Origin of the sequence: Leisingera caerulea DSM 24564 (assembly GCF_000473325.1) — a bacterium.
Lineage (GTDB): Bacteria > Pseudomonadota > Alphaproteobacteria > Rhodobacterales > Rhodobacteraceae > Leisingera > Leisingera caerulea.
Genome location: NZ_KI421513.1, coordinates 807,220 through 825,792 on the forward strand (window position 1 = coordinate 807,220; position 18,573 = coordinate 825,792).

At 62.1% G+C, this 18,573-nt stretch carries 16 protein-coding genes and 1 riboswitch; of the genes, 5 read left to right on the forward strand and 11 right to left on the reverse strand.

Annotated elements, in window-relative coordinates:
- Window positions 1-106 precede the first annotated feature (106 nt).
- A complete protein-coding gene (locus CAER_RS0111170) occupies window positions 107-925 on the reverse strand; it encodes a sulfotransferase family protein (RefSeq protein WP_027235442.1) in 819 nt (272 codons plus the stop codon).
- A gap of 143 nt (window positions 926-1,068) precedes the next feature.
- On the opposite strand from CAER_RS0111170, the gene CAER_RS0111175 reads away from it, so the two are divergent.
- Complete coding sequence (locus tag CAER_RS0111175; RefSeq protein ID WP_027235443.1) at window positions 1,069-2,646, forward strand: DUF5928 domain-containing protein; 1,578 nt, start codon at window positions 1,069-1,071, stop codon at window positions 2,644-2,646.
- A 121-nt stretch (window positions 2,647-2,767) separates the two neighbouring features.
- Window positions 2,768-4,171, forward strand: coding sequence for an MATE family efflux transporter (locus CAER_RS0111180; protein ID WP_027235444.1), 1,404 nt, complete (start codon window positions 2,768-2,770; stop codon window positions 4,169-4,171).
- Between the two features lie 5 nt (window positions 4,172-4,176).
- Here the strand turns inward: CAER_RS0111180 and CAER_RS27915 are convergent, their stop codons facing one another.
- On the reverse strand, window positions 4,177-5,109 hold the full coding sequence (locus CAER_RS27915; protein ID WP_051357771.1) for a LysR family transcriptional regulator: 933 nt from the start codon (window positions 5,107-5,109) through the stop codon (window positions 4,177-4,179).
- A 352-nt stretch (window positions 5,110-5,461) separates the two neighbouring features.
- Between CAER_RS27915 and CAER_RS0111190 the strand changes: the two genes are divergently transcribed.
- Complete coding sequence (locus CAER_RS0111190) at window positions 5,462-7,114, forward strand: ABC transporter substrate-binding protein (RefSeq protein ID WP_027235445.1); 1,653 nt, start codon at window positions 5,462-5,464, stop codon at window positions 7,112-7,114.
- Between the two features lie 58 nt (window positions 7,115-7,172).
- On the opposite strand, the gene CAER_RS0111195 is transcribed toward CAER_RS0111190, so the two are convergent.
- Window positions 7,173-8,258, reverse strand: coding sequence for an FAD-binding oxidoreductase (locus CAER_RS0111195; protein ID WP_036797252.1), 1,086 nt, complete (start codon window positions 8,256-8,258; stop codon window positions 7,173-7,175).
- Window positions 8,259-8,262: 4 nt separating this feature from the next.
- On the reverse strand, window positions 8,263-9,498 hold the full coding sequence (locus tag CAER_RS0111200) for an aromatic ring-hydroxylating oxygenase subunit alpha (protein ID WP_027235447.1): 1,236 nt from the start codon (window positions 9,496-9,498) through the stop codon (window positions 8,263-8,265).
- A gap of 107 nt (window positions 9,499-9,605) precedes the next feature.
- Window positions 9,606-9,806: riboswitch (cobalamin riboswitch) on the reverse strand.
- A gap of 272 nt (window positions 9,807-10,078) precedes the next feature.
- On the opposite strand from CAER_RS0111200, the gene CAER_RS0111205 reads away from it, so the two are divergent.
- Both CAER_RS0111205 and CAER_RS27920 read left to right on the forward strand, forming a co-directional pair.
- Window positions 10,079-10,615, forward strand: coding sequence for a dihydrofolate reductase family protein (locus CAER_RS0111205; RefSeq protein ID WP_027235448.1), 537 nt, complete (start codon window positions 10,079-10,081; stop codon window positions 10,613-10,615).
- 15 nt (window positions 10,616-10,630) lie between these two features.
- A complete protein-coding gene (locus CAER_RS27920) occupies window positions 10,631-11,170 on the forward strand; it encodes a TetR/AcrR family transcriptional regulator (RefSeq protein WP_051357772.1) in 540 nt (179 codons plus the stop codon).
- 72 nt (window positions 11,171-11,242) lie between these two features.
- Here CAER_RS27920 and CAER_RS0111215 read toward each other — a convergent pair whose 3' ends face one another.
- The 7 genes from CAER_RS0111215 to CAER_RS0111250 form a co-directional block, all read right to left on the reverse strand.
- Complete coding sequence (locus CAER_RS0111215) at window positions 11,243-11,887, reverse strand: DUF1523 family protein (protein WP_027235449.1); 645 nt, start codon at window positions 11,885-11,887, stop codon at window positions 11,243-11,245.
- Between the two features lie 11 nt (window positions 11,888-11,898).
- Window positions 11,899-12,165, reverse strand: a complete 267-nt coding sequence (locus CAER_RS0111220; RefSeq protein ID WP_027235450.1) for a hypothetical protein — start codon at window positions 12,163-12,165, stop codon at window positions 11,899-11,901.
- Window positions 12,166-12,167: 2 nt separating this feature from the next.
- Window positions 12,168-13,529, reverse strand: coding sequence for a DUF6638 family protein (locus CAER_RS0111225; protein ID WP_027235451.1), 1,362 nt, complete (start codon window positions 13,527-13,529; stop codon window positions 12,168-12,170).
- On the reverse strand, window positions 13,526-14,389 hold the full coding sequence (locus CAER_RS0111230) for a hypothetical protein (protein WP_154667764.1): 864 nt from the start codon (window positions 14,387-14,389) through the stop codon (window positions 13,526-13,528). Before CAER_RS0111230 ends, CAER_RS0111225 begins: the two co-directional genes overlap by 4 nt.
- Window positions 14,390-14,552: 163 nt before the next feature.
- Window positions 14,553-16,490, reverse strand: a complete 1,938-nt coding sequence (locus tag CAER_RS0111235) for an AAA family ATPase (protein WP_027235453.1) — start codon at window positions 16,488-16,490, stop codon at window positions 14,553-14,555.
- A gap of 468 nt (window positions 16,491-16,958) precedes the next feature.
- Window positions 16,959-18,080, reverse strand: a complete 1,122-nt coding sequence (locus CAER_RS0111245) for a hypothetical protein (protein ID WP_027235455.1) — start codon at window positions 18,078-18,080, stop codon at window positions 16,959-16,961.
- Entirely contained in the window at window positions 18,077-18,541 is a 465-nt protein-coding gene (locus CAER_RS0111250) for a hypothetical protein (RefSeq protein WP_027235456.1), read from the reverse strand. The genes CAER_RS0111245 and CAER_RS0111250 overlap by 4 nt, the downstream gene beginning before the upstream one ends.
- Between the last annotated feature and the right edge of the window lie 32 nt (window positions 18,542-18,573).

Sequence of the window (18,573 nt, forward strand, 5' to 3'; positions counted from 1 at the left end):
TGCAGCACCCGCCCGCGCCGCGCCAGCGGCGCCGGGCCCAAGGCTTGGCGCGGCATCTTCGATGCTGCGCCACAGGCGCGGGAGCTCCCGTTGCGCCCCGGCCCGGCTACTCCCCCAGCTTGGCGTGCACCTCGTCCAGGTCGATCTCGCCCACCGGCATCTTGTTGGCCGGGTTCTCGAAATCATATTTGAACAGCTCGAAATCGCGCTTGTAGATCTCATAGACCAGATGCATCGAGAGGTCGTCGAAGTAATCCTCCACCGGGTGCGCCCGCTTGGGGCCGTGGCCTTCGCTTTCGTTGAAGCGCGGAATTGCGGCGAGGTCGACGGCATGCGGTGTCTCGATCGCGTCCAGCACCTGCTGCATCCCGTCGTTGAAAGCCTCGGTCCAGAAGATCCGGTTGTAGCGCCCGCCGTTCAGGATGAAGGTCGACACATGCCCGGACATCGCCGACCAGTGGATGTCCGGGTCCATCGGGCGGCGCCAGCGGATGGTGTCGCGCACGAACAGCAGGAACCGGCGGAAGCTGGCGATCTGGTCGAACTCCTGCTTGCCGTCGTCGCCGCCGACCTCGATCCCGTATTCATAGACCAGCTTCGGCACCAGGTTGCCGCGGTAGCGGCGGCCGTTGCGCTGGATGCCGCAGATCTTGTCGAAAAAGGAGCTGAGGATGCGGGTATAGGGGTTGCGCACGCAGGTGAAGGCATAGGCCCGCTGCCCCTGCACATTGCGGGTGATCGGCTTTTGGCTGTGCTCCAGCGCCCATTTGTGCAGGCCGTCCTCGGCGTCGTGGATGTCACCGTCAAAGAACCGCCCGTGATCGGAGTAATAGAGGATCTGCCCGATCGTCGAGCAGGCGCATTTCGGCACAACCCTGTAGACCACGCTTTCACTTTCCGTCATCCAGGTGCCGGGAAACCCCATCTGCTGCCCTCATTTGCTTCTTGCGCTGTGTTCCAGCACTAATCGCATATGTTTACCCAAACGGGAACTATCTGGTTTATTCGTACTCTCAGCCCGCTTATCAAGAGAAACAATCAGGCAAGACAAGGCGCTCCGTCCCTCCTATGGCGAAAATCGCATATATCCTGCTCTGCCACAAAGACCCCGAGGCAATTATCCAGCAGGCTGAACAGCTGACTGCGGCCGGCGACTACATGGCAATTCACTTCGACGGGCGGGCAGCGGCGGAAGACTATCAGCGGATCCGGGCAGAGCTGGCCGGCAACCCCAATGTGGCGTTTGCCGGAAAGCGGATCAAATGCGGCTGGGGGGAATGGTCGCTGGTGCAGGCCACCCTGCAGGCGCTGCGCAGCGCAGTGGAGGAGTTTCCGCGCGCCACCCATTTCTACATGCTGTCGGGCGATTGCATGGCGGTGAAGACGGCGGAATATGCCCGCCGCTTCCTCGACGAGCACGATAAAGACTTCATTGAGAGCTTCGATTTCTTCGAAAGCGACTGGATCAAGACCGGCATGAAGGAAGACCGGCTGATCTACCGGCACTTTTTCAATGAGCGCAAGCACAAGCAGCTGTTTTACTGGAGCCACGGGCTGCAGAAACGGCTGGGGCTGCAACGCGGGATACCGTCCGATATACAGGTGCAGATCGGCAGCCAGTGGTGGTGCCTGCGCCGCCGCACGGTGGAGTGGATCCTGAAGTTCATCCGCAAGCGCCGCGACGTGATACGCTTCTTCCGCACCACCTGGATTCCGGATGAGACGTTTTTTCAGACCCTGGTGCGCCACCTGGTCCCTGAGGCGGAAATCGAAAGCCGCACCCTCACGTTCCTGATGTTCACCGACTACGGGATGCCGGTGAATTTCTACAACGACCACTATGATCTGTTGCTGAGCCAGGACTTTTTGTTTGCCCGCAAGATCAGCCCAGGCGCCAAGGAGCTGAAATCACGCCTGGGACGGCTTTATGCGGCGCAAGGCGCCGACTTCCAGATCTCCAACGAGGGCCGCAGCCTGTACAGATTCCTGGCCCAGCGCGGCCGCATCGGGCGCCGCTTTGCGCCGCGGTTCTGGGAAACCGAAAGCACCCTGGGGCGCGAGCGTGAACTGCTGATCGTGGTCTGCAAGAAATGGCACGTTGCCAAGCGGCTGCTGGGGCAGATCCGCCAGGTGACAAACATCCCCGCCATTGAGTATCTGTTCAACGAAGAAGACACCGCCCTGCCCGACCTTGGCGGCATCCAGGCAGCGCTGATGAAGCGCACCCGCCACCGCCGGGCGCTGGTGCGGATGCTGTTCGAATACTACGGGACGGATCAGCTGATTATCTGCCTGGACCCTGCTGCCATCGACCTGATGAATGATTTCCATTCCGACCGCTCCTCGACCCGGTTCCTGCATATTGAGTGCGCGTTCAGCGACGACTACCTGATCGGCCATGCGCACCGGGTTGGCCTCGCGGGCGAGCGCACGCCGCAGTTGACGCTGGAACGGCTGCTGCCGACGATCCGGAACGATATCCTGCACGAAAGCGACCGCATTCGGGATGCGGGCTACAGCCAGCTGTATCACCTGCGCGAGGGGGCCAGCCCGGAGGAAAACGCAAGTCAGCTCAGCGGTTTCCTGAATGTGTCCGGCGGCAAGGCGATGGAGATTGCCGCAACCCGCTGCCTGTTTGACGACTGAGGCGGCTGCCGCGCATGCAACGGCAAGAGATTGACAAGCCGCAACCTGTGGCCTCGTCATGGGCCGGTGAAAGGGGCCGCCCGGCGCTGATCAGCAACCCGAACAGCAAAAGGGGTAAAGGATGGCAGACCAGGCAGAACGCAAGGCCGTCTTCCTGACCGGCAGCCTGATGCGGCATGTCACCCGCATGTCGCTGACGGCCAGCATCGGGCTGATGGCGATGTTTGCGGTCGATTTCGTCGACATGGCCTTTATCGCCATGCTGGGCAATGACGCGCTGGCGGCTGCGGTGGGCTATGCGGGCACCCTGCTGTTCTTCACCAATTCGATCAATATCGGGCTGTCAATTGCCGCAGGCTCCTTGGTGGCGCGGGAGTTGGGGGCGGGCCGGCCGGATCAGGCCCGGCATTACGCCACCAGCGTCGCGGCTATTGGCGTTCTGACGGGGCTGGTGATGCCGGTCGTTGTGCTGGCCTATCTGGAGCAGATCCTGACGCTGCTCGGTGCGCAGGACGAGGTGCTGAGGCGGGCGATGCGCTATGTCTGGATCATCCTGCCAACGATGTGGGTAATGGCGCTGGCGATGACCGGCATGGCGGTGCTCCGCGCCCATGGCGACGCACGCCGCTCGATGGTGGCGACGCTTTACGGCGGCGGGCTGAACGCGGTGCTGGACCCGCTGCTGATCTTTGGCCTGGGGCTGGGGCTGGACGGGGCGGCCATCGCCTCTGTGCTGGCCCGGGCCTGCATGCTCGGCGCTGCCTTTTGGCCCGCTATCCGGGTGCACCGGGGGTTCATGCGGCCTGCGTTCGGGCAGATTGCCGGCGATCTGCGGGCGATCCGGTCGATTGCGGTGCCGGCGGTGCTGACCAATATCGCCACGCCGGTCGGCAATGCCATTGTGCTGCGCGAGATCGCCCAGTTCGGCACTGAAGCGGTGGCCGGCATGGCGGTGATCGGCCGCCTGATGCCGGTGGCGTTCTCGGTGATCTTTGCGCTGTCGGGCGCCATTGGCCCGATCATCGGCCAGAACTTCGGCGCCGGGCAGTTCGCCCGCGTCCGCCAGGCCTTTGCGGCCGGAATTACCTTTACCGCTGTTTACGTGCTGCTGATGGCCGTCGTGCTGTTTGCGCTCAGGGTGCCGATAGCCGATCTGTTCTCAGCCACCGGGGAGACCCGCAGGCTGATCTACCTGTTCTGCGGGCCGCTGGCGCTGGCCTATTTCTTCAACGGGGTGATCTTTGTCGAGAACGCCAGCTTCAACAACCTGGGCAGGCCAGTCTATTCCACCTGGATCAACTGGGGCCGCCACACCCTGGGCACCTGGCCGCTGGCGGTGCTGGGCGGCCACTTGGCCGGTGCGCCGGGGGTGCTTCTGGGCCAGGCCGCAGGCGGGATGATCTTTGCCGGGCTTGGCGGGCTTCTGGTGCACAGGGTGCTGGCGGGCCTCACCCGGCCTGCCCCGGTCGATGCCTTTGCGCCGCAGAACCGGTTGCACGCCCTGCTGGGCCGCCGCGGCTGGTAGCGCCGCTACAGCCTGCCGGCCACTGCCAAGTGCTCGGCAATCCAGTCGAACACCAGGCTGGGCCCCTGCAGGCGGCTGGAATAGTCGCGCGACATCACATAGCCGGCATCGCTTGCCACCACATCCGGCACCGCCTGCACCAGCGCGCCGCTCTGCAGCAGCCGGTCGATCAGCCCCAGCCAGCCCAGCGCAATGCCGTCGCCGGACACCGCCGACTGAACCACCATGTCGTAGTTGTTGAAACTGATGTAATGCTTCGACCGCTCCCCCGTGATGCCCAGGCGGTCGAACCACCCCTGCCAGGTCTGCCACTCTGCCGAGGCCGGTTTCGACAGGCTGAGCAGCTGGCAATCCAGCAGGCCGGCGGCCGAGGACACCGGGCCGTGCCGTTCCAGATAGGCCGGGCTGCACACCGCCCCGACCCGCTCCTGCAGCAGCATCACGTCACCGCCGCCCATGCTGCTGCGCGGGCCGACGTGAATCTTGATATCGCAATCCTCGCCGTAATCATCCGGCGGCACCTGGCTGGCCAGGATCTGGATCTCGATCTCATCCCCCAGCTCCGCCCGCAGATGCGACAGCCGCGGCAGCAGCCAGAAGCTGGCAAAGGCAAAATCCGCCGAAATCCGCACCCTCGGCCGGGACTTGCGCTCCAGCAGCGACGCCAGGGAATTGCCGATTTGCGTCATCGCCGGGCGCACCACATTGAGCAGCCGCACACCTTCGTTTGTCAGCGACACGCCGCGGTGCTCGCGCCGGAACAGGGCAATGCCCAATTCGGTCTCAAGCCCTTTGATCTTCTGTGAAACAGCCGACTGCGTCAGCCCCAGCGCCTCTGCCGCGCCAGTGAAGTTGCCATGCCGCGCCACCAGGTCGAACGTGTGAAGCGCGACCAGGTTGTAGCTGAGCTTCCTATTAATGCTGCTAATGTCATCCATAAATAATTGCTTACTGCAAAAGGCAGAGTTTTTATAACAGAAAAGCCCTGCGCAAATTCTGTTAAGGCCGCGCCCCCCGGCGGCAGCAACCGGCAGATCACAGGAAGCAGGGATACCGGATGTCAGTTAATCCTCATCTGACGGAGCTGCCGGCCGGAAAATTCGGCTGGGGCATTTGGCAGGGTTTCGACCGGATCGCCGCCATCTCATCCAGGTGTCTGATTGGCAGACCGGCGGTCTGCCCTGAGGCCTCGCCGGACCGATCGGGCGCGCTGCGCAACCATCCAGCACTTTACAAGCTTCACCGCTGCTTCATGCTAGGGGCAGATGTGTTCAACCGAAGGACCAGACAATGACCAAATACTACAACAGGGAAACCTTCCACCCCGCGGTGCGGATGCATGCCAGGGAAGTTGCGCAACACAAACTGGACCGGCGTGAGTTCCTGAGCCGCGCAACCGCGCTGGGTGTGACCGCCTCTGCCGCCTATGGCATGATCGGCCTCAGCCAGCCGGTGCAAGCAGCCGCCAATGTCCAGGAGGGCGGCACCATCCGCATCCAGCAAGTGGTGCGCGCATTGCTGGATCCGCCGCTGTTCAACTGGCCGCAGCTGGGCAATGTGGTGCGCGGCTATATGGAATACCTGGTGCAGTACAACGCCGACGGAACCTTTGAACCCCGGCTGCTGGAAAGCTGGGAAGTCAACGAGGACGCCACCGAGTACCTGCTGCATATCCGCCCCGGAGTGAACTGGAACGATGGGCGCGGCACCCTGACGGCCAAGGACGTGGCCTACAATTTTGCCCGCTGGTGCAATGGCAAATGGGAAGGCAACTCAATGGCGGCCCGTATGGGCTCCTTGCAGAACGAGGCTGGCGACGGCCCCGCCGAGGGCGCGCTGGAGGTGGTCGACGACCTGACCCTCAAGGTGAAGCTGACCCGCCCCGACATCACCATCATCCCGGCGGTGACCGAATACCCCGCCGCGATCGTGCCGGACGGCTGGTCAGGCGACCCGGGCGCCGACCCGATCGGCACCGGCCCCTACAAGCTGGTTGAATACGAGGTCGGCGTGAAGGCGGTGCTGGAGAAGAACCCGGACCATGAATGGTGGGGTGAAGGCGCCCATTTGGACCGGATTGAGTTCATCGACTTCGGCACCGACGGCGCCACCCACCTGTCGGCGGCGGAGTCGGAAGAAATCGACATGACCTACGAAACCGTGGGCGAATATGTCGACATCTTCACCTCCATTGGCTGGAACGTCAGCGAGTCGGTCTCGGCCAACACCCTGGTGCTGCGCACCAACCGCAACGCCGAGGTGGACGGGAAACAGCCCTACGCCGACGCCCGCGTCCGCCGCGCTCTGGCGCTGGCCTGCGACAATGCGGTGCTGCTGGAACTCGGCTACGACGGCCGCGGCACCCTGGCCGAGAACCACCATGTCTGCCCGATCCACCCGGAATACGCCGATATCGGTGCGCCGGTACGCGATGCAGACGCCGCGCGCCAGCTGATGGAGGAGGCCGGAATGCTCGATTTCGAGCACGAGCTGATCTCCATCGACGACGACTGGCGGCGCAATACCACCGACGCCCTGGCGGCGCAGATGCGCGATGCAGGGCTCAAGGTCAAACGCACGGTGCTGCCCGGCAACACCTTCTGGAACGACTGGGACAAATACCCGTTCAGCTCAACTGACTGGGGCCACCGCCCGCTGGGGGTGCAGGTGCTGACGCTGGCCTACAAGACCGGGGTGGCCTGGAACGAAACCGGCCTCGCCAGTGCAGAGTTCGATTCCATGCTGGAAGCCGCCTCGGCCATTGCCGACGCCGACACCCGCCGCGGCCACATGGAAGGCATCGAGACGTTCTTGCGTGAGGACGGCACCATCATCCAGCCCTACTGGCGCTCGCTCTACCGCCACGCCCGCCCGGGTGTGGTCGGCGCCGAAAGCCACCCGATCAACGAAATTCACGTGCACAAGCTGGCACTGGAAGCCTGATCGGGGCCTGCAATTGAAAGGGGCGCGTGCCAGACCCGGCGCGCGCCCCTTTCTGTGGTCAGATCTCGACCTCAACCCAGCCAATCGGATTGGAGCAGCAGGCCAGGATATACCCTGCCTCCACATCTTCTTCCGAGATGCCGCCGTTGTGGACCATATGCACATCGCCCGCGGTCTTCTTGACCTTGCAGGTGCCGCAGATGCCGAAGGTGCAGCCCGACGGGATGTTGAGCCCCGATGCCTTGGCCACCGCCAGAACCGTGTCGGTTTCGGTGCAATTGGCAGTGACACCCGACGCGGCAAAGGTGATCTCGGCGGCTGCGGATTCCTCGGGAACCACATCGTCCAGCTCGGGCGCGTCTGCCTCGGTCTCCACCGGCGCGCCAAAGCTTTCCTGGTTGTAGTTCTCCATGTCGAAGCCCAGGCCGTTCAGCATGTCGCGCACCGCCTGCATGAACGGTTCGGGCCCGCAGCAGTAGACCTCGCGCTCCAGGTAATCACCGGCGATCAGGCCCAGCATGATCTGGTTCAGCTGCCCGCGGTAGCCGGTCCAGACCTGATAGGGATCGTCCTCCTCCACCACAAAGTTCAGCTTGATCCCTGGCACCCGCGACGCCATGCTTTCCAGCTGCTGACGCGCGATGATCTCGCTGGGCCGCTTGGCGCAGTTGATAAAGCAGACGTCCGGCGACTGGCCGCGGTCGAACAGGTACTGGGTCATCGACAGGCTGGGCGTGATGCCAGAGCCTGCGGAGATGAACAGGAACTTGCCGTTCGGGCGCTTGGGCAGCGTGAACACGCCTGCCGGGCCGGACGCCTTGAGGAACATGCCCGGGCGCAGGTTGTCCAGCATCCAGCGGGTGCCGATGCTGTCGGCCTGCGCCTTCACTGTGACCGAAATCGACAGCGGCCGCGAGGGCGAGGAGCTGATGGTGTAGGTCCGCCAGACGGTCCCGCCCGGCACCGGCAGCTCCAGCGTCAGAAACTGGCCCGGCTGATACTTGAACCACGCGCCGGAGGGCGCGCGGAAGCTGAAGGTGGCGGTGTTCGGCGCCTCCGGCACGACCGAGACGCATTCCAGCATCTCGTCGTCCTTCCACGCCAGGGTTTCGTCCAGCGTCTCGAAATTGGCTTGCAGTCCCATGCCGTCACTCCGCCGCGATCAGGTGGCGGCCGGTCAGCGCGCGGGTCAGGTGCTCGGCATACCAGTTGGAGAACTGGATGACACCGCTTTCCTGCACTTCCGAATAGGGGCCGGGCTCATAAGCGGGCGAGTTGATACCGCGCTGGTTGTCCTCGACCACGATGCGGTCCTCGTCGTTGGTGGCAACCCAGACTTCGGTCAGCCGCTTCAGGTCATAGTCCTGGCCCTCGACCGCGTCCTTGTGCACCAGCCATTTGGTGGTGACTTCGGTCTCAGTGGGGCTGATCGGGGTCACCCGGAACACGATGGAATGATCCGGCAGGAAGTGGTTCCAGGTGGTTGGATAGTGGAACTTCAAGAGCGTGCCCGCATCGGCGAACGGCACCCGACCCAGCTTCTTGGCAACAGCCGCCTTGCCATCCAGGGTATAGCTCTCAGCGCCTTCGTTCAGCGGCATCCGGGCCACGCGGTACTGGCCGCGCGCGTTGATCTGGAACTGCGCCGGCACGCCCGCCGCCTCGATCCGGTCGAAATGCTTCTGCAGGTGCGGCGGGGTCTCACCACCCTCAACACCAGTGACGGAGGGATCTTCGGGGAATGTCCGGCACAGCGACGGGTGGTTGCCGCCGCAGTGATAGCACTCACGATTGTTCTCCCAGACCAGCTTCCAGTTGCCGTTCTCGATGATCGAGCTTTCATAGGCCACCTTGGCGTTGCTCAGGTCATGCGGCTCCAGATAGGGGCGGGCCACGTCTGCGAAAGCATCGAAATCCGGCGCTTCATCTGCCAGGCAGATATAGATCAGCCCGGCCAGGTCGCGGCAATGCACCGGTTTCAACCCATGTTTGGAGGCATCAAAATCCGGCCCCATGTCGCGCGCCCACAACAGCGAGCCGTCCAGCTCATAGGTCCACTGGTGGTAGGGGCAGACCAGCTTGGGCGCGTTGCCCTTCTTCGCCTTGCACACGACCGAACCGCGGTGGCGGCAGGCGTTGTGGAAGGCGCGCACCTCGCCATCGGTGCCGCGCACGATGATAACATTGTAGGAACCCACCTGATGGGTCACGAAATTGCCCGCCTTCGGGATTTCGCAGGCGGGAATGGCAAACAGCCACTCACGGTAGAAGATCTGCCGCATGTCCAGATCCAGCACGCCCGGATCGGTATAAAACGCCTGTTCCAGGGAATAGTTTTTCTGACGGGCCATCAGCTTGGCCAGAATGTCGCTGTCGTGAAGCATCTGCTTCTCTCCTTTGCCGCATCCCCGCGGCAGGTTGGCTTGGCTGCGGGCATGGATAGAGAGATTGCAGGCCACGCGCCTGCAACCGCCCCGCCGCCGCCCGCGGTTGACGTTTCTAGGGCAAGGCTGGTTTCCGGACTGTCCCGGGGCCATTCGGCGGCGGGGCCTGGCACCTTCCCGAAGCCTCTGGCCTCAGTGGTTTCTCGCCATGCCTTGCCCGGGGTCACCGTTGCGGGGGCAGTGCCGGAATTTCACCAGCTTCCCAATTCTCCGCCCCAAGGGGCGGCACCTTGCTGAGGCGCAAATTGCCCTAATCCCGGCGTAAGGGCGGAGACAAATCCGACCCGCCAAAACCGGAAAAAGACATGCATGTTTGCCGTGCCAGCAGGGACAGGGGTGTCCAGAATCTCAAACCGGCATCCGCCAGTCTGTTTGCGGCAAGCGCTTATCTTTCATGCGGTTAGGCGCCACCGGCCAATCCGAAGCGATTCGCAGGCAGCGTATCTTGCGCCGGCCTCTTGGAACGCGAAGCGCGATTAATTATATGCCGTATAGTTTTTTAAGAGCACAGGAGCGGCCGATGACCACCGGACACGTCTTCATCGCCGCCAGCCTCGACGGCTTCGTGGCCCGCCAGGACCATTCACTGGACTGGCTGTCCAAACAGCCCGCTACCGAAAACGACGATGGCGGTTTTGCCGCCTTCATGGACAGCGTCGACGGGCTGGTCATGGGAACAGGATCCTTCCGCACCCTTCTGGAATTCGGCCAATGGCCCTACAGCAAGCCGGTTGTGGTCCTCAGCAGAAGCCTGACCGGACAGGACATTCCCGAAGGGCTGAAGGACAAGGTGCGCCTCAGCACCGCTGAACCCGCAGACCTGATGCAGGAACTGCAAAAAGAGGGCTGGACCCGCGCCTACATCGACGGCGGGCGGCTGGTGCAGTCTTTCCTGCGCCAGGGGCTGATCGCCGATCTGACCATCACAACGGTTCCGATCCTGATCGGCAGCGGCATCCCGCTGTTCGGCAGCCTCGACCAGGACATCGACCTCCAGGTGGCAAGCTCCCGCATCCTTCCCACCGGCATGGTCCAGAGCAAGTTCCGGGTGGTCTGACCAATGCCCCCGCGCATGGGACGCCCACCCAAGGGCAGCCGGATCCTCAGCAAGGATGATGTGCTGGATAAGGCCATGCAGCTGCTCGACGAGGGCGGCAGCAAGGCCCTGACCTTTAAGGCGCTTGCAGATGCGCTTGGCGTCACCCCGATGGCGGTGGCCCATCACGCCGGCACCCGGGACGAGATGATCGCCAGCCTTGTGGCAAAAGCGTTTGGAGGTTCAGACACCCCGTCAGAAGCAGCAACGCCCAAGCTGCGGCTCCGCGAGCTGATGACACGCTACTGCACCCAGGTGACCCGGCACCCGGAACTCGCGAAGTGCATCCTGGAAAATCCGTCCCTGATCGGCCCCTCCCTGACCGGGCTGACGCGGCTGATCGAGGCGGAAATCACCGCCGCAGGCGTGAAGGGCGCAGAGGCCCGCACCCTTCTCTGCCTGCTCGTGGATTACACACACGGGTTCGCCTTTGCCGCCGCCGCGGCACCGGCAGGGGCGCTGTCAGTTGACAAATTCACACTGGCTCTAAACTGGGTGCTTGACCGTATTGAATAAAAAATGCGCGGAGCCATCGAGGCCCGCGCATCCGCTTTCGTCTTTCAGAGCCGCCCAACCAGCGGCCTCTCCTTACTTCGATTTCCAGCTGTCCAGCCAGCGGCGGAACCGGCCTTTGCGCTCGGCGATCGCATCGCCCGCCGCATACAGGCTGTCCTCCGCGCTTTCGATCATCGGCTCGATCCGCGCCCGCCGGAACCGGCGCCAGCGCACGTAGATGGCCCACAGGATGGCGGCCAGCAGCACCAGGAAGATGATCGTGAACCAATTGGTCGGCTTGTCCTCCGGCCCTGCCACCGGCTTGATCGACACCGCATTCGGGAAGATCGACAGGAACTCGTTGCGCCAGCCGTAATGAGTCACCGCCACCCACTCCGGGTTGGCCCTGGTCGAGATGCTGTCATTGGCGTCCGTGTACAGATTGGCTGTGTCGAACTTGAAATAGGGCGGCCAGCTCCAGCCCGTGTCCTCGTTGCGGTAGACAATGGCGCGGCCGCTGGGGCGCACACCCTGGATGAATTGCACATCGCGGTTGATCAGCTGCGCCGACTGGTCGTCGGGCTTGGACCAGAAAATGCGGGTCCAGTCGTTCAGCTCCTGCCGCTCCTCATAGGTATTGACGATGCGCACCACGTCATACTGCGGCAGCGTGTAATGCAGGAAGGCGCCGAACAGCACCCAGAAGGTGATCAGGAAGGCCCATTTGATGAAACGCACGGGACAGCTCCTCACATAAAGTTAATGACATAGACCAGAAGCGCGATGGCTCCCAGCGGAACGATATAGACCAGGAGGATCAGCTTGCGCCGGAACGAGCGGTCATACTGCCTCAGCCCCCGCTGGATGAAGGCCGCGCGGTCGCCGGTCAACCCCTTGTCTTTCCAGCGCCGCTTCAGCTTCGCCCGCCGCACCTCGCGCGAGTAGAGCGACACCGCGCCATAGGCCACGGTCAGCACCACCATCAGGATCAGGAGCAGGCGGATAAAGCCGAACATCTCTAGCGCCCCTTCACCCGGTTCACCGCACCCCAAGGGCCAACCCGCTCTACCACCCCCCGGCGCCGGTTCCGCGGCAGCTTCGGCATCCGCCCTTCCATATCCGGCTCATGCCCGAACAGCGCTTCCCGCGCGCCCGCCTTATCCACCGCATACTCCCGCGCCAGGAACTCCGCCGCATAGGCTTTCTTGGTTTCCGGCCAGCGCCGGTACTGCCGGTAAAACTCTTCCTTGTGGCAGATGAACATCTGGCGGAAGTCATGCGGGCACAGCTCTGCCAGCAGCATGTTGACCAGATCGCGGCAGGGCGTGTCCGAGGCCCTCAGACTATAGAAATAGGCCGGGTGGTCCGAGGAAATCCGCGGCCACTTGCCGCCGCCCTCGGCCCAACGCACCAGCGCCGCCAGCCCTTCGAATTCTGCCGGCAGCTCATCCGCATGCCGCGCCGCCATCCGCCGGAGGTCGGACCGTGACAGGCCCGATAGATCTCTGCCCTTCTCCGTCAGCACAGACACGGCCAGGAACCCCATTTTCTGCCGCAGGATCGCCGCGCCATCAACGCCGCGCGCCCGTATCACCGGCTCCGCCAGCCGGTTAAGCTCCAGGAACCGGGCAATCGCATTGCGCTCGCTCAGGTCAAACACACGTTTCAGCGGCACGCCTTCCGGCTTTGCCCCGCTGGCGATCACCGCCGGATGTTCAACGTCCTGAAACACATAGAGCCCGCCGAAATGCGCAGTCCAGAAATTCGCCTGCTCAAAGACCTCATGCTCCAGATGCACCGGATTGCGCGTCACATCGCCGGTCTTCTCGGCCGTCGCAATCATCTCCCCGATCAGCGCATCATCAAACCAGGCATCCTCCCCGGTCTTGAACCGCTCCACCAGCGCCGCCAGCCGATCCGCATGGCGCAGCGTGCCGCGCGTCGTATCCGCCTCGATCCGCACCTGCCGGATGTCGAAAAGGCGCGCGGGCGAGGACACCTCAAACACCGAATTCACCAGTTCGCCCGCCACCGCATCCGTCGCGGTCAGCGCAAACAGCTGGCGTTCATTCACCTCGATAAACCGGCGCAGGATGTCCCGGCTGGTGGAGAATTTCACGTGAAGCAGCGGGCAGCGCTTCTGCTCGGTCGACAGCAGGATGAACTGCCGGTTCACGCCTGCATGGTTCAGATAGTGATCATCCCCCAGCTCATCCCCGACCTCCGGTGAAAAGCCCGAGATATCGACGTGGAAATCAGTGAGTTGGGTGGTCTTGCCGGTCAGATGCTTCAGCGCGCGCCTATACCGCTCCACCAGCGCGGGCGAGGTCACATGGAAGAGATTGCCGAACATCAGGCCATGCTGGATGAGGCGTTTCATTTGGCGGCCTCCTTCCATAGTTCAGGCGTTTCTTGAAGCTGTAACAGAGCGGCGGAAATTTCACTTAATCTCATTCTAGATAGGCGCTCTTGCTGAGAAGGTGAAAGATCACTACGCATCGCGTCAATATTCTCAAGCTTCTTCGCTATTTGCTGAATAGAATCAGTTCTTGCAGGAAGGCGATAGTCAACCGATTGATGCAGATAGTCCCAAAGAGCGTCGCGCATACTCGAAAGTCTCTGATGAAACTTCGAAATGGCTTCGTCTATTGAGACGTCCTCATCGATGAACCTATCCAACGACAGACCATGGACTTCTCCATCAAACCCGAAATCTTCATCTATAAAAGGACCGTTGGAGAATGCCCAATTAATGCCCTTTGAACCAGTTTCCTTTATTTCGGCGATCAATGATCTCATTTTCTCGTTGAAGAGTTTTTCTGCTTCTAGCTCCTTTCTGTTTCTTTGTTCATGACGAAAGACTTCAGCCTGCTCTTTCATCACTACGACTTGCTGTTCTTGAGCTTCCCGAGCCAATTTCAGTTCAGATCGTGTAGCAGCAAGCTCCTCCCGCTGCGCGGCCAGTTCTTGGCTCTGAAGCCAAACCGTTACGATAATCCATAGAAAAGCGAGAACTCCGGCAACACCAGCGAAGGTATCTCCAATCTCATTTGGCGGAGATGTAATCAGCGCCCAGCCACGCAGTTGCCAACCACCGTCACTCGTGAACTGCGGTAGCAAAGCCAACACAATGACAATTGCTAGAAAGGCCTTTGTGATCGTTTTACCCACGTCCATTGGACGGTCACTTTTCAAACCTCTTCGAATAGAACGCCAGTGATTTGTAGCCCAGTCGATCACTCAGAAACCTCCTGACGACGCTGAAAAACCTCCCGACCCGAGGCGCTTGCGGCTCGGGCAGCGCCCGTCCGCCCCGTCAAACCGCAGGTTTGCCTCCGGCAAAACGGGCGGGCGCTTCGCTTCCGCCCGCGGACAGGCTCAGCCCTCATGTTGCGCGCAACAGTCACCCCTTCCCCTCCAAATACCGCCGCTTGGCCTCTTCCTGCCGCTCGAAATCGCGCACCATGTTTTCAATCGCCATCTCATCCGACTTGTCGGCATAGCGGAACTCGCTGTCGGCGTAGCGGTTGATCTCCTGCACCACCATGTCGACCGTGATGGGCACCCGCAGCTCCGCAATCATCGCGGATTTGGTCTCGTAATCCTTGAACAGGAACAGCTCCGGGTTCTCCATCCATTCATCCGGCAGCTCAAAGTCCATCGCCCGGACCTTGACCGCATCCGTGATGTTCTTGACGGCTCGGCCGGTAAACCGCTCATCCGCCTGCTGAATGGCCTTCAGATAGGTGCCCAGCTTGGCCAGATCATCCAGCTCCCCAATCTGGTCGTGCACCCGTTCAAAGACCTCCATCAGCCCCGGCTCCTGCGGGCGGTTGTGCGCCTCAAACGATCGCGCCACCGCCTTCTTGATCTCCTGCGCGCCATAAAGGTCATGCTCCCCCAGCGGGATCGCATGGTTCTTGCCCATCAAGAGCGTCAGGATGTCGATGTAATCCTCCCGCGTCTGCGGCCCGTCCACCAGGAAGCGCGCGCCGGCCCGCTGGCGCAGGGCGTCGTCCACATTCTCCGGGTAGTTGGAGAACATGCCGAAGGTGCAGTTGCCGCGCACCACGGTATTGGCGCCGGCAAAGGCTTCCATGAACACCGCCGTCACCTCCTGCTGGCCCGCAGAGGACTGCCGGTCGCCGCGCTTGCCCGCGATCTGGTCGATGTCGTCGATGGTGCCAAAGCCGATCACGCCCGGGTCGATCACATTCTGGATGAACGATTTGGCGTTCTGCCCCGACTTGCCCTGATAGCTGTCGATATTGTCGATGCCGAAATTCTGGTAGCGGAAGGCATAGCCAGCATTCTGGCAATAATCATGGATCAGCCCGGCCATCATCTGAATGAGGGTTGTCTTGCCCGTCCCCGGCTTGCCGTCGCCCATGAAGGTGAAGATGAAGCCGCCCATCTCGGCAAACGGGTTCAGGCGGCGGTCAAAGTCATAGGCCATCAGCATCTTGGAGAGCCTTAAGGCCTGGTATTTGGCGATATGGTTGCCCACCACCTCATGCGGCTTCTTGAACGCCATGGTGAGCGTTGTGGACTTTGCTTTCGCCGCCGGTTCAAAACCGCTGATGGTCAGATCATCCGCCTCCACCCGCCAAGAAGCCGCGGTGAATGTCTCCAGCCGCGGCGCGTTTTGCGCCCGCAGGGCGGCCTTCTCCATCAGCTGCTCGGCATAGGCCGCGGCGGCCGCAATCAGATGCACATCATCCAGTGCATGCAGCGCCAGCTTCTGGTCCAGCTCCCATAGCGCCCCGTGCAAGGCCAGCGGCGCGTTGTCGGTCAGCAGCTCCTCCGCCTCGCCAACCTCGGCCTGCACCTCAGAGCCGTGCGGTGCCAGCAGATAGGCCGTGGCATTGGCAAAGACATGCGCGGCAATCAGCGCCTCGGCGGCCAGCAGTTCGGTGAACTCCCCCTTGCGCGCTGCATCCAAAGATCCAGCCAGATTAGCCCGCTTCAGATCCGCCAGGCCCGAAGCCTCCGCATAAGCCTCCCCCATCGCCAGGGAGACCGCCAAGGCCCGGCGCAAGGCGTGCTGCAAGGTTGCTTGAAGGGGTGAGGTCAGCGGATCATCCTCATCCGCCGCCTCGATGCGGGCAATCAGATGCACCCCTTCGGGCCGCGCGGTGGAGCGTGTGACCAGTCCCGGCGTGGTGGAGCGGAACCGCCGCGTGCGGGCAATCCCGGGCGAGCGCTCCGGGACCTTGCCCTCCGCCTGCGGCTTGGCGATGCGCGGGGTGTGGTCGAACCCCTCCAGCATAGCGGCAGCCGCCGCGTAATGCTTGCGGATATCCTCTTCCCGCAGCTCCATCTGATTGCCTGAAATGCTCATCTCACCCTCTCAATCCGTCGATTGCGGGTTACAATCCAACCCGCTTTCATCTTTCCCAAAATACTCACGCCGGAGGCTCCCGCCCCCGCAACAGGCGCAGGCTTCAATACCTGAGCACTTGTTCGCATGGGCCTTGTTTTGCTGGCACCATTTCTACGCCTCTCTTGGCCTTTGCCAGGCGAAGACTATTAATCAACAGGAGCAGCTGTGTTCTTGCCGCTCTTGCTAATTAAGGCCTGCATCTGAAAAACGAAAACCGCCAACCAGAAGCCGGACAAAAAGGCATGGAAATTGTAGTAGCTTGCCATCTCTCCGCTCTTGTTCGGCACAAACCCGAGGAAACCTTCTCCAAGCGCCAAGAAGAACGACAAGAAAAGGTACCAATTCGATCTAGAAAAGTACCCTGTTCGCATTCCCAATTCCTCACCTATTCAATTCCCTGGGCCACCTTCTCCTGAAGACCGGCCCCTAGTACCTCAGCACCTGCCCCGACGGACTCACTACAAATTTCTGCACATCGCCAAACCCCGGCGGATCCAGCTCTGCCAGCACCTGGAACGGTCGCTGCGGCAGGATGATGGCGCGCTGGGTCCGGGTTGCCCCGGTATCTGCGCCGCGCCCGCCAAAGGGGTCGAGCGCAAAGATCTCCCGCTCCACGGTGCCGAACCAGCCTGCGCGCTCCTCGCGCACGTCTTCGCTCTCCAGCTCCTCCAGCGTCCAGGCCAGGGCCCAGTCCTGGCCCGCAGGCGCCTCCGCCTCCTCCAGCACCCGGTGCAGCGGCCCGGACTGCTCGGTATAGGCCGAGGAATACATCGGCCCGACATGGTAGCGGCGCAGATGCTTGGGGTGAAGGTCTGCGAAATCCTCGTCAAATCCCTTGGCAATCGTCACCAGCTTCAACCCGGCCAGCGCCTGCGCCATCAGATGTGCCTGCACTTCGGGCCAGCGGCGTTCATCCTTGGGCAACGCCACCTTGCCGCTGTCCTCCAGCTCCATCAGGTAGATCACCGGCAGGTTCACCTGGCTGTCATAGGCCGCCCAATGCAGCAGGAACCGCCTGCGCCGCTCGCGGATGTTTTCCAGCCATTCGCATTCCGGGTCGTTCTGGGTCCAGAACAGCTGCCCCTTCAGCAGCTCCTGATAATACAGCCGCTGCGACAGGGCGAACTGCAGCTTCGAGGGCACCGCCCGGTCGGAGATGATGGTGCGCACCATATCGTCCTTCAGCTGCGCCTCGCTCGCCATATTGGCCAGGTGCCGCTCCGCCTGCTGGGCGTCATTGGCCATGGTCATGAGTTCCGCGGCAACCGGAAAGCCGCTGTCGCGCTTGTCCATCGCCAGGCTGCCAAAGAAGCGGCCCGTATCGCGCCCCGCCATCAGGTATTTCATGCTCAGCGCGCGGAAGGTGAAGTTAAGCCGCATCAGGTAAGCGGTCAGCACCTTCACATCGGACTTCGACAGCCGCCCCTCCGCCTGCATTGCCGCCGCCACCCGGGTCAGATGCCGGATGATGGTCTCGAACTTCTTGAAATACCGGCGCGAGGCGAACGTATCGCCAAGGCCCGCGTGGTCGTGGGAGGGATCGGTCATGCGCACGCCCTTCTCAGGTCAACAGACGATTTCGCATGCAAGAAACCCGCCAGAATGGCAAAGACCCAAAATCCCACAGCACCAACCCAGGGCAGCCATCCTGTGTGAAGCAATAGAAATCCTGTGAAAGACAAACTGGCGACGACAAACCAATTCCGCTTGAAGAATTGCAGCCAAACCTCGCGCGACCGCATTGCATCGCTTGCTGACAAGCAGTGTTTCGGCTCCACAATTGGATCGAGTGCAACCGGAAACCTGGCTGCAAAAACCAGCAGCATCGGCGTCAGCATGCAAATCGCTACGACAGCAACCCATGTTTGCCCGACCCAAATTCCATAGAAAAACAGCGCCATAAAAACACATGCCCCGAAAAGCCGGACGAAGCGGTTTACAGCCCGCTGTCTGCGGCGTGAGGCGAAGGTATCGCCGAGGCCAGCGTGATCGTGCGAGGGATCGGTCATGCGTCTCCCCTTCCCGGACGTGCCGCTTGCGG

Bases quoted from the DNA above. Each gene is read 5' to 3' on its own strand.
- CAER_RS0111245 (WP_027235455.1), bottom strand. From the start codon at position 18,080: ATGACCGATCCCTCCCACGACCACGCGGGCCTTGGCGATACGTTCGCC.
- CAER_RS0111180 (WP_027235444.1), top strand. From the start codon at position 2,768: ATGGCAGACCAGGCAGAACGCAAGGCCGTCTTCCTGACCGGCAGCCTG.
- CAER_RS0111170 (WP_027235442.1), bottom strand. From the start codon at position 925: ATGGGGTTTCCCGGCACCTGGATGACGGAAAGTGAAAGCGTGGTCTAC.
- CAER_RS0111200 (WP_027235447.1), bottom strand. From the start codon at position 9,498: ATGCTTCACGACAGCGACATTCTGGCCAAGCTGATGGCCCGTCAGAAA.
- CAER_RS0111195 (WP_036797252.1), bottom strand. From the start codon at position 8,258: ATGGGACTGCAAGCCAATTTCGAGACGCTGGACGAAACCCTGGCGTGG.
- CAER_RS0111235 (WP_027235453.1), bottom strand. From the start codon at position 16,490: ATGAGCATTTCAGGCAATCAGATGGAGCTGCGGGAAGAGGATATCCGC.
- CAER_RS0111205 (WP_027235448.1), top strand. From the start codon at position 10,079: ATGACCACCGGACACGTCTTCATCGCCGCCAGCCTCGACGGCTTCGTG.
- CAER_RS0111250 (WP_027235456.1), bottom strand. From the start codon at position 18,541: ATGACCGATCCCTCGCACGATCACGCTGGCCTCGGCGATACCTTCGCC.
- CAER_RS0111220 (WP_027235450.1), bottom strand. From the start codon at position 12,165: ATGTTCGGCTTTATCCGCCTGCTCCTGATCCTGATGGTGGTGCTGACC.
- CAER_RS27920 (WP_051357772.1), top strand. From the start codon at position 10,631: ATGGGACGCCCACCCAAGGGCAGCCGGATCCTCAGCAAGGATGATGTG.
- CAER_RS0111225 (WP_027235451.1), bottom strand. From the start codon at position 13,529: ATGAAACGCCTCATCCAGCATGGCCTGATGTTCGGCAATCTCTTCCAT.
- CAER_RS27915 (WP_051357771.1), bottom strand. From the start codon at position 5,109: ATGGATGACATTAGCAGCATTAATAGGAAGCTCAGCTACAACCTGGTC.
- CAER_RS0111190 (WP_027235445.1), top strand. From the start codon at position 5,462: ATGACCAAATACTACAACAGGGAAACCTTCCACCCCGCGGTGCGGATG.
- CAER_RS0111175 (WP_027235443.1), top strand. From the start codon at position 1,069: ATGGCGAAAATCGCATATATCCTGCTCTGCCACAAAGACCCCGAGGCA.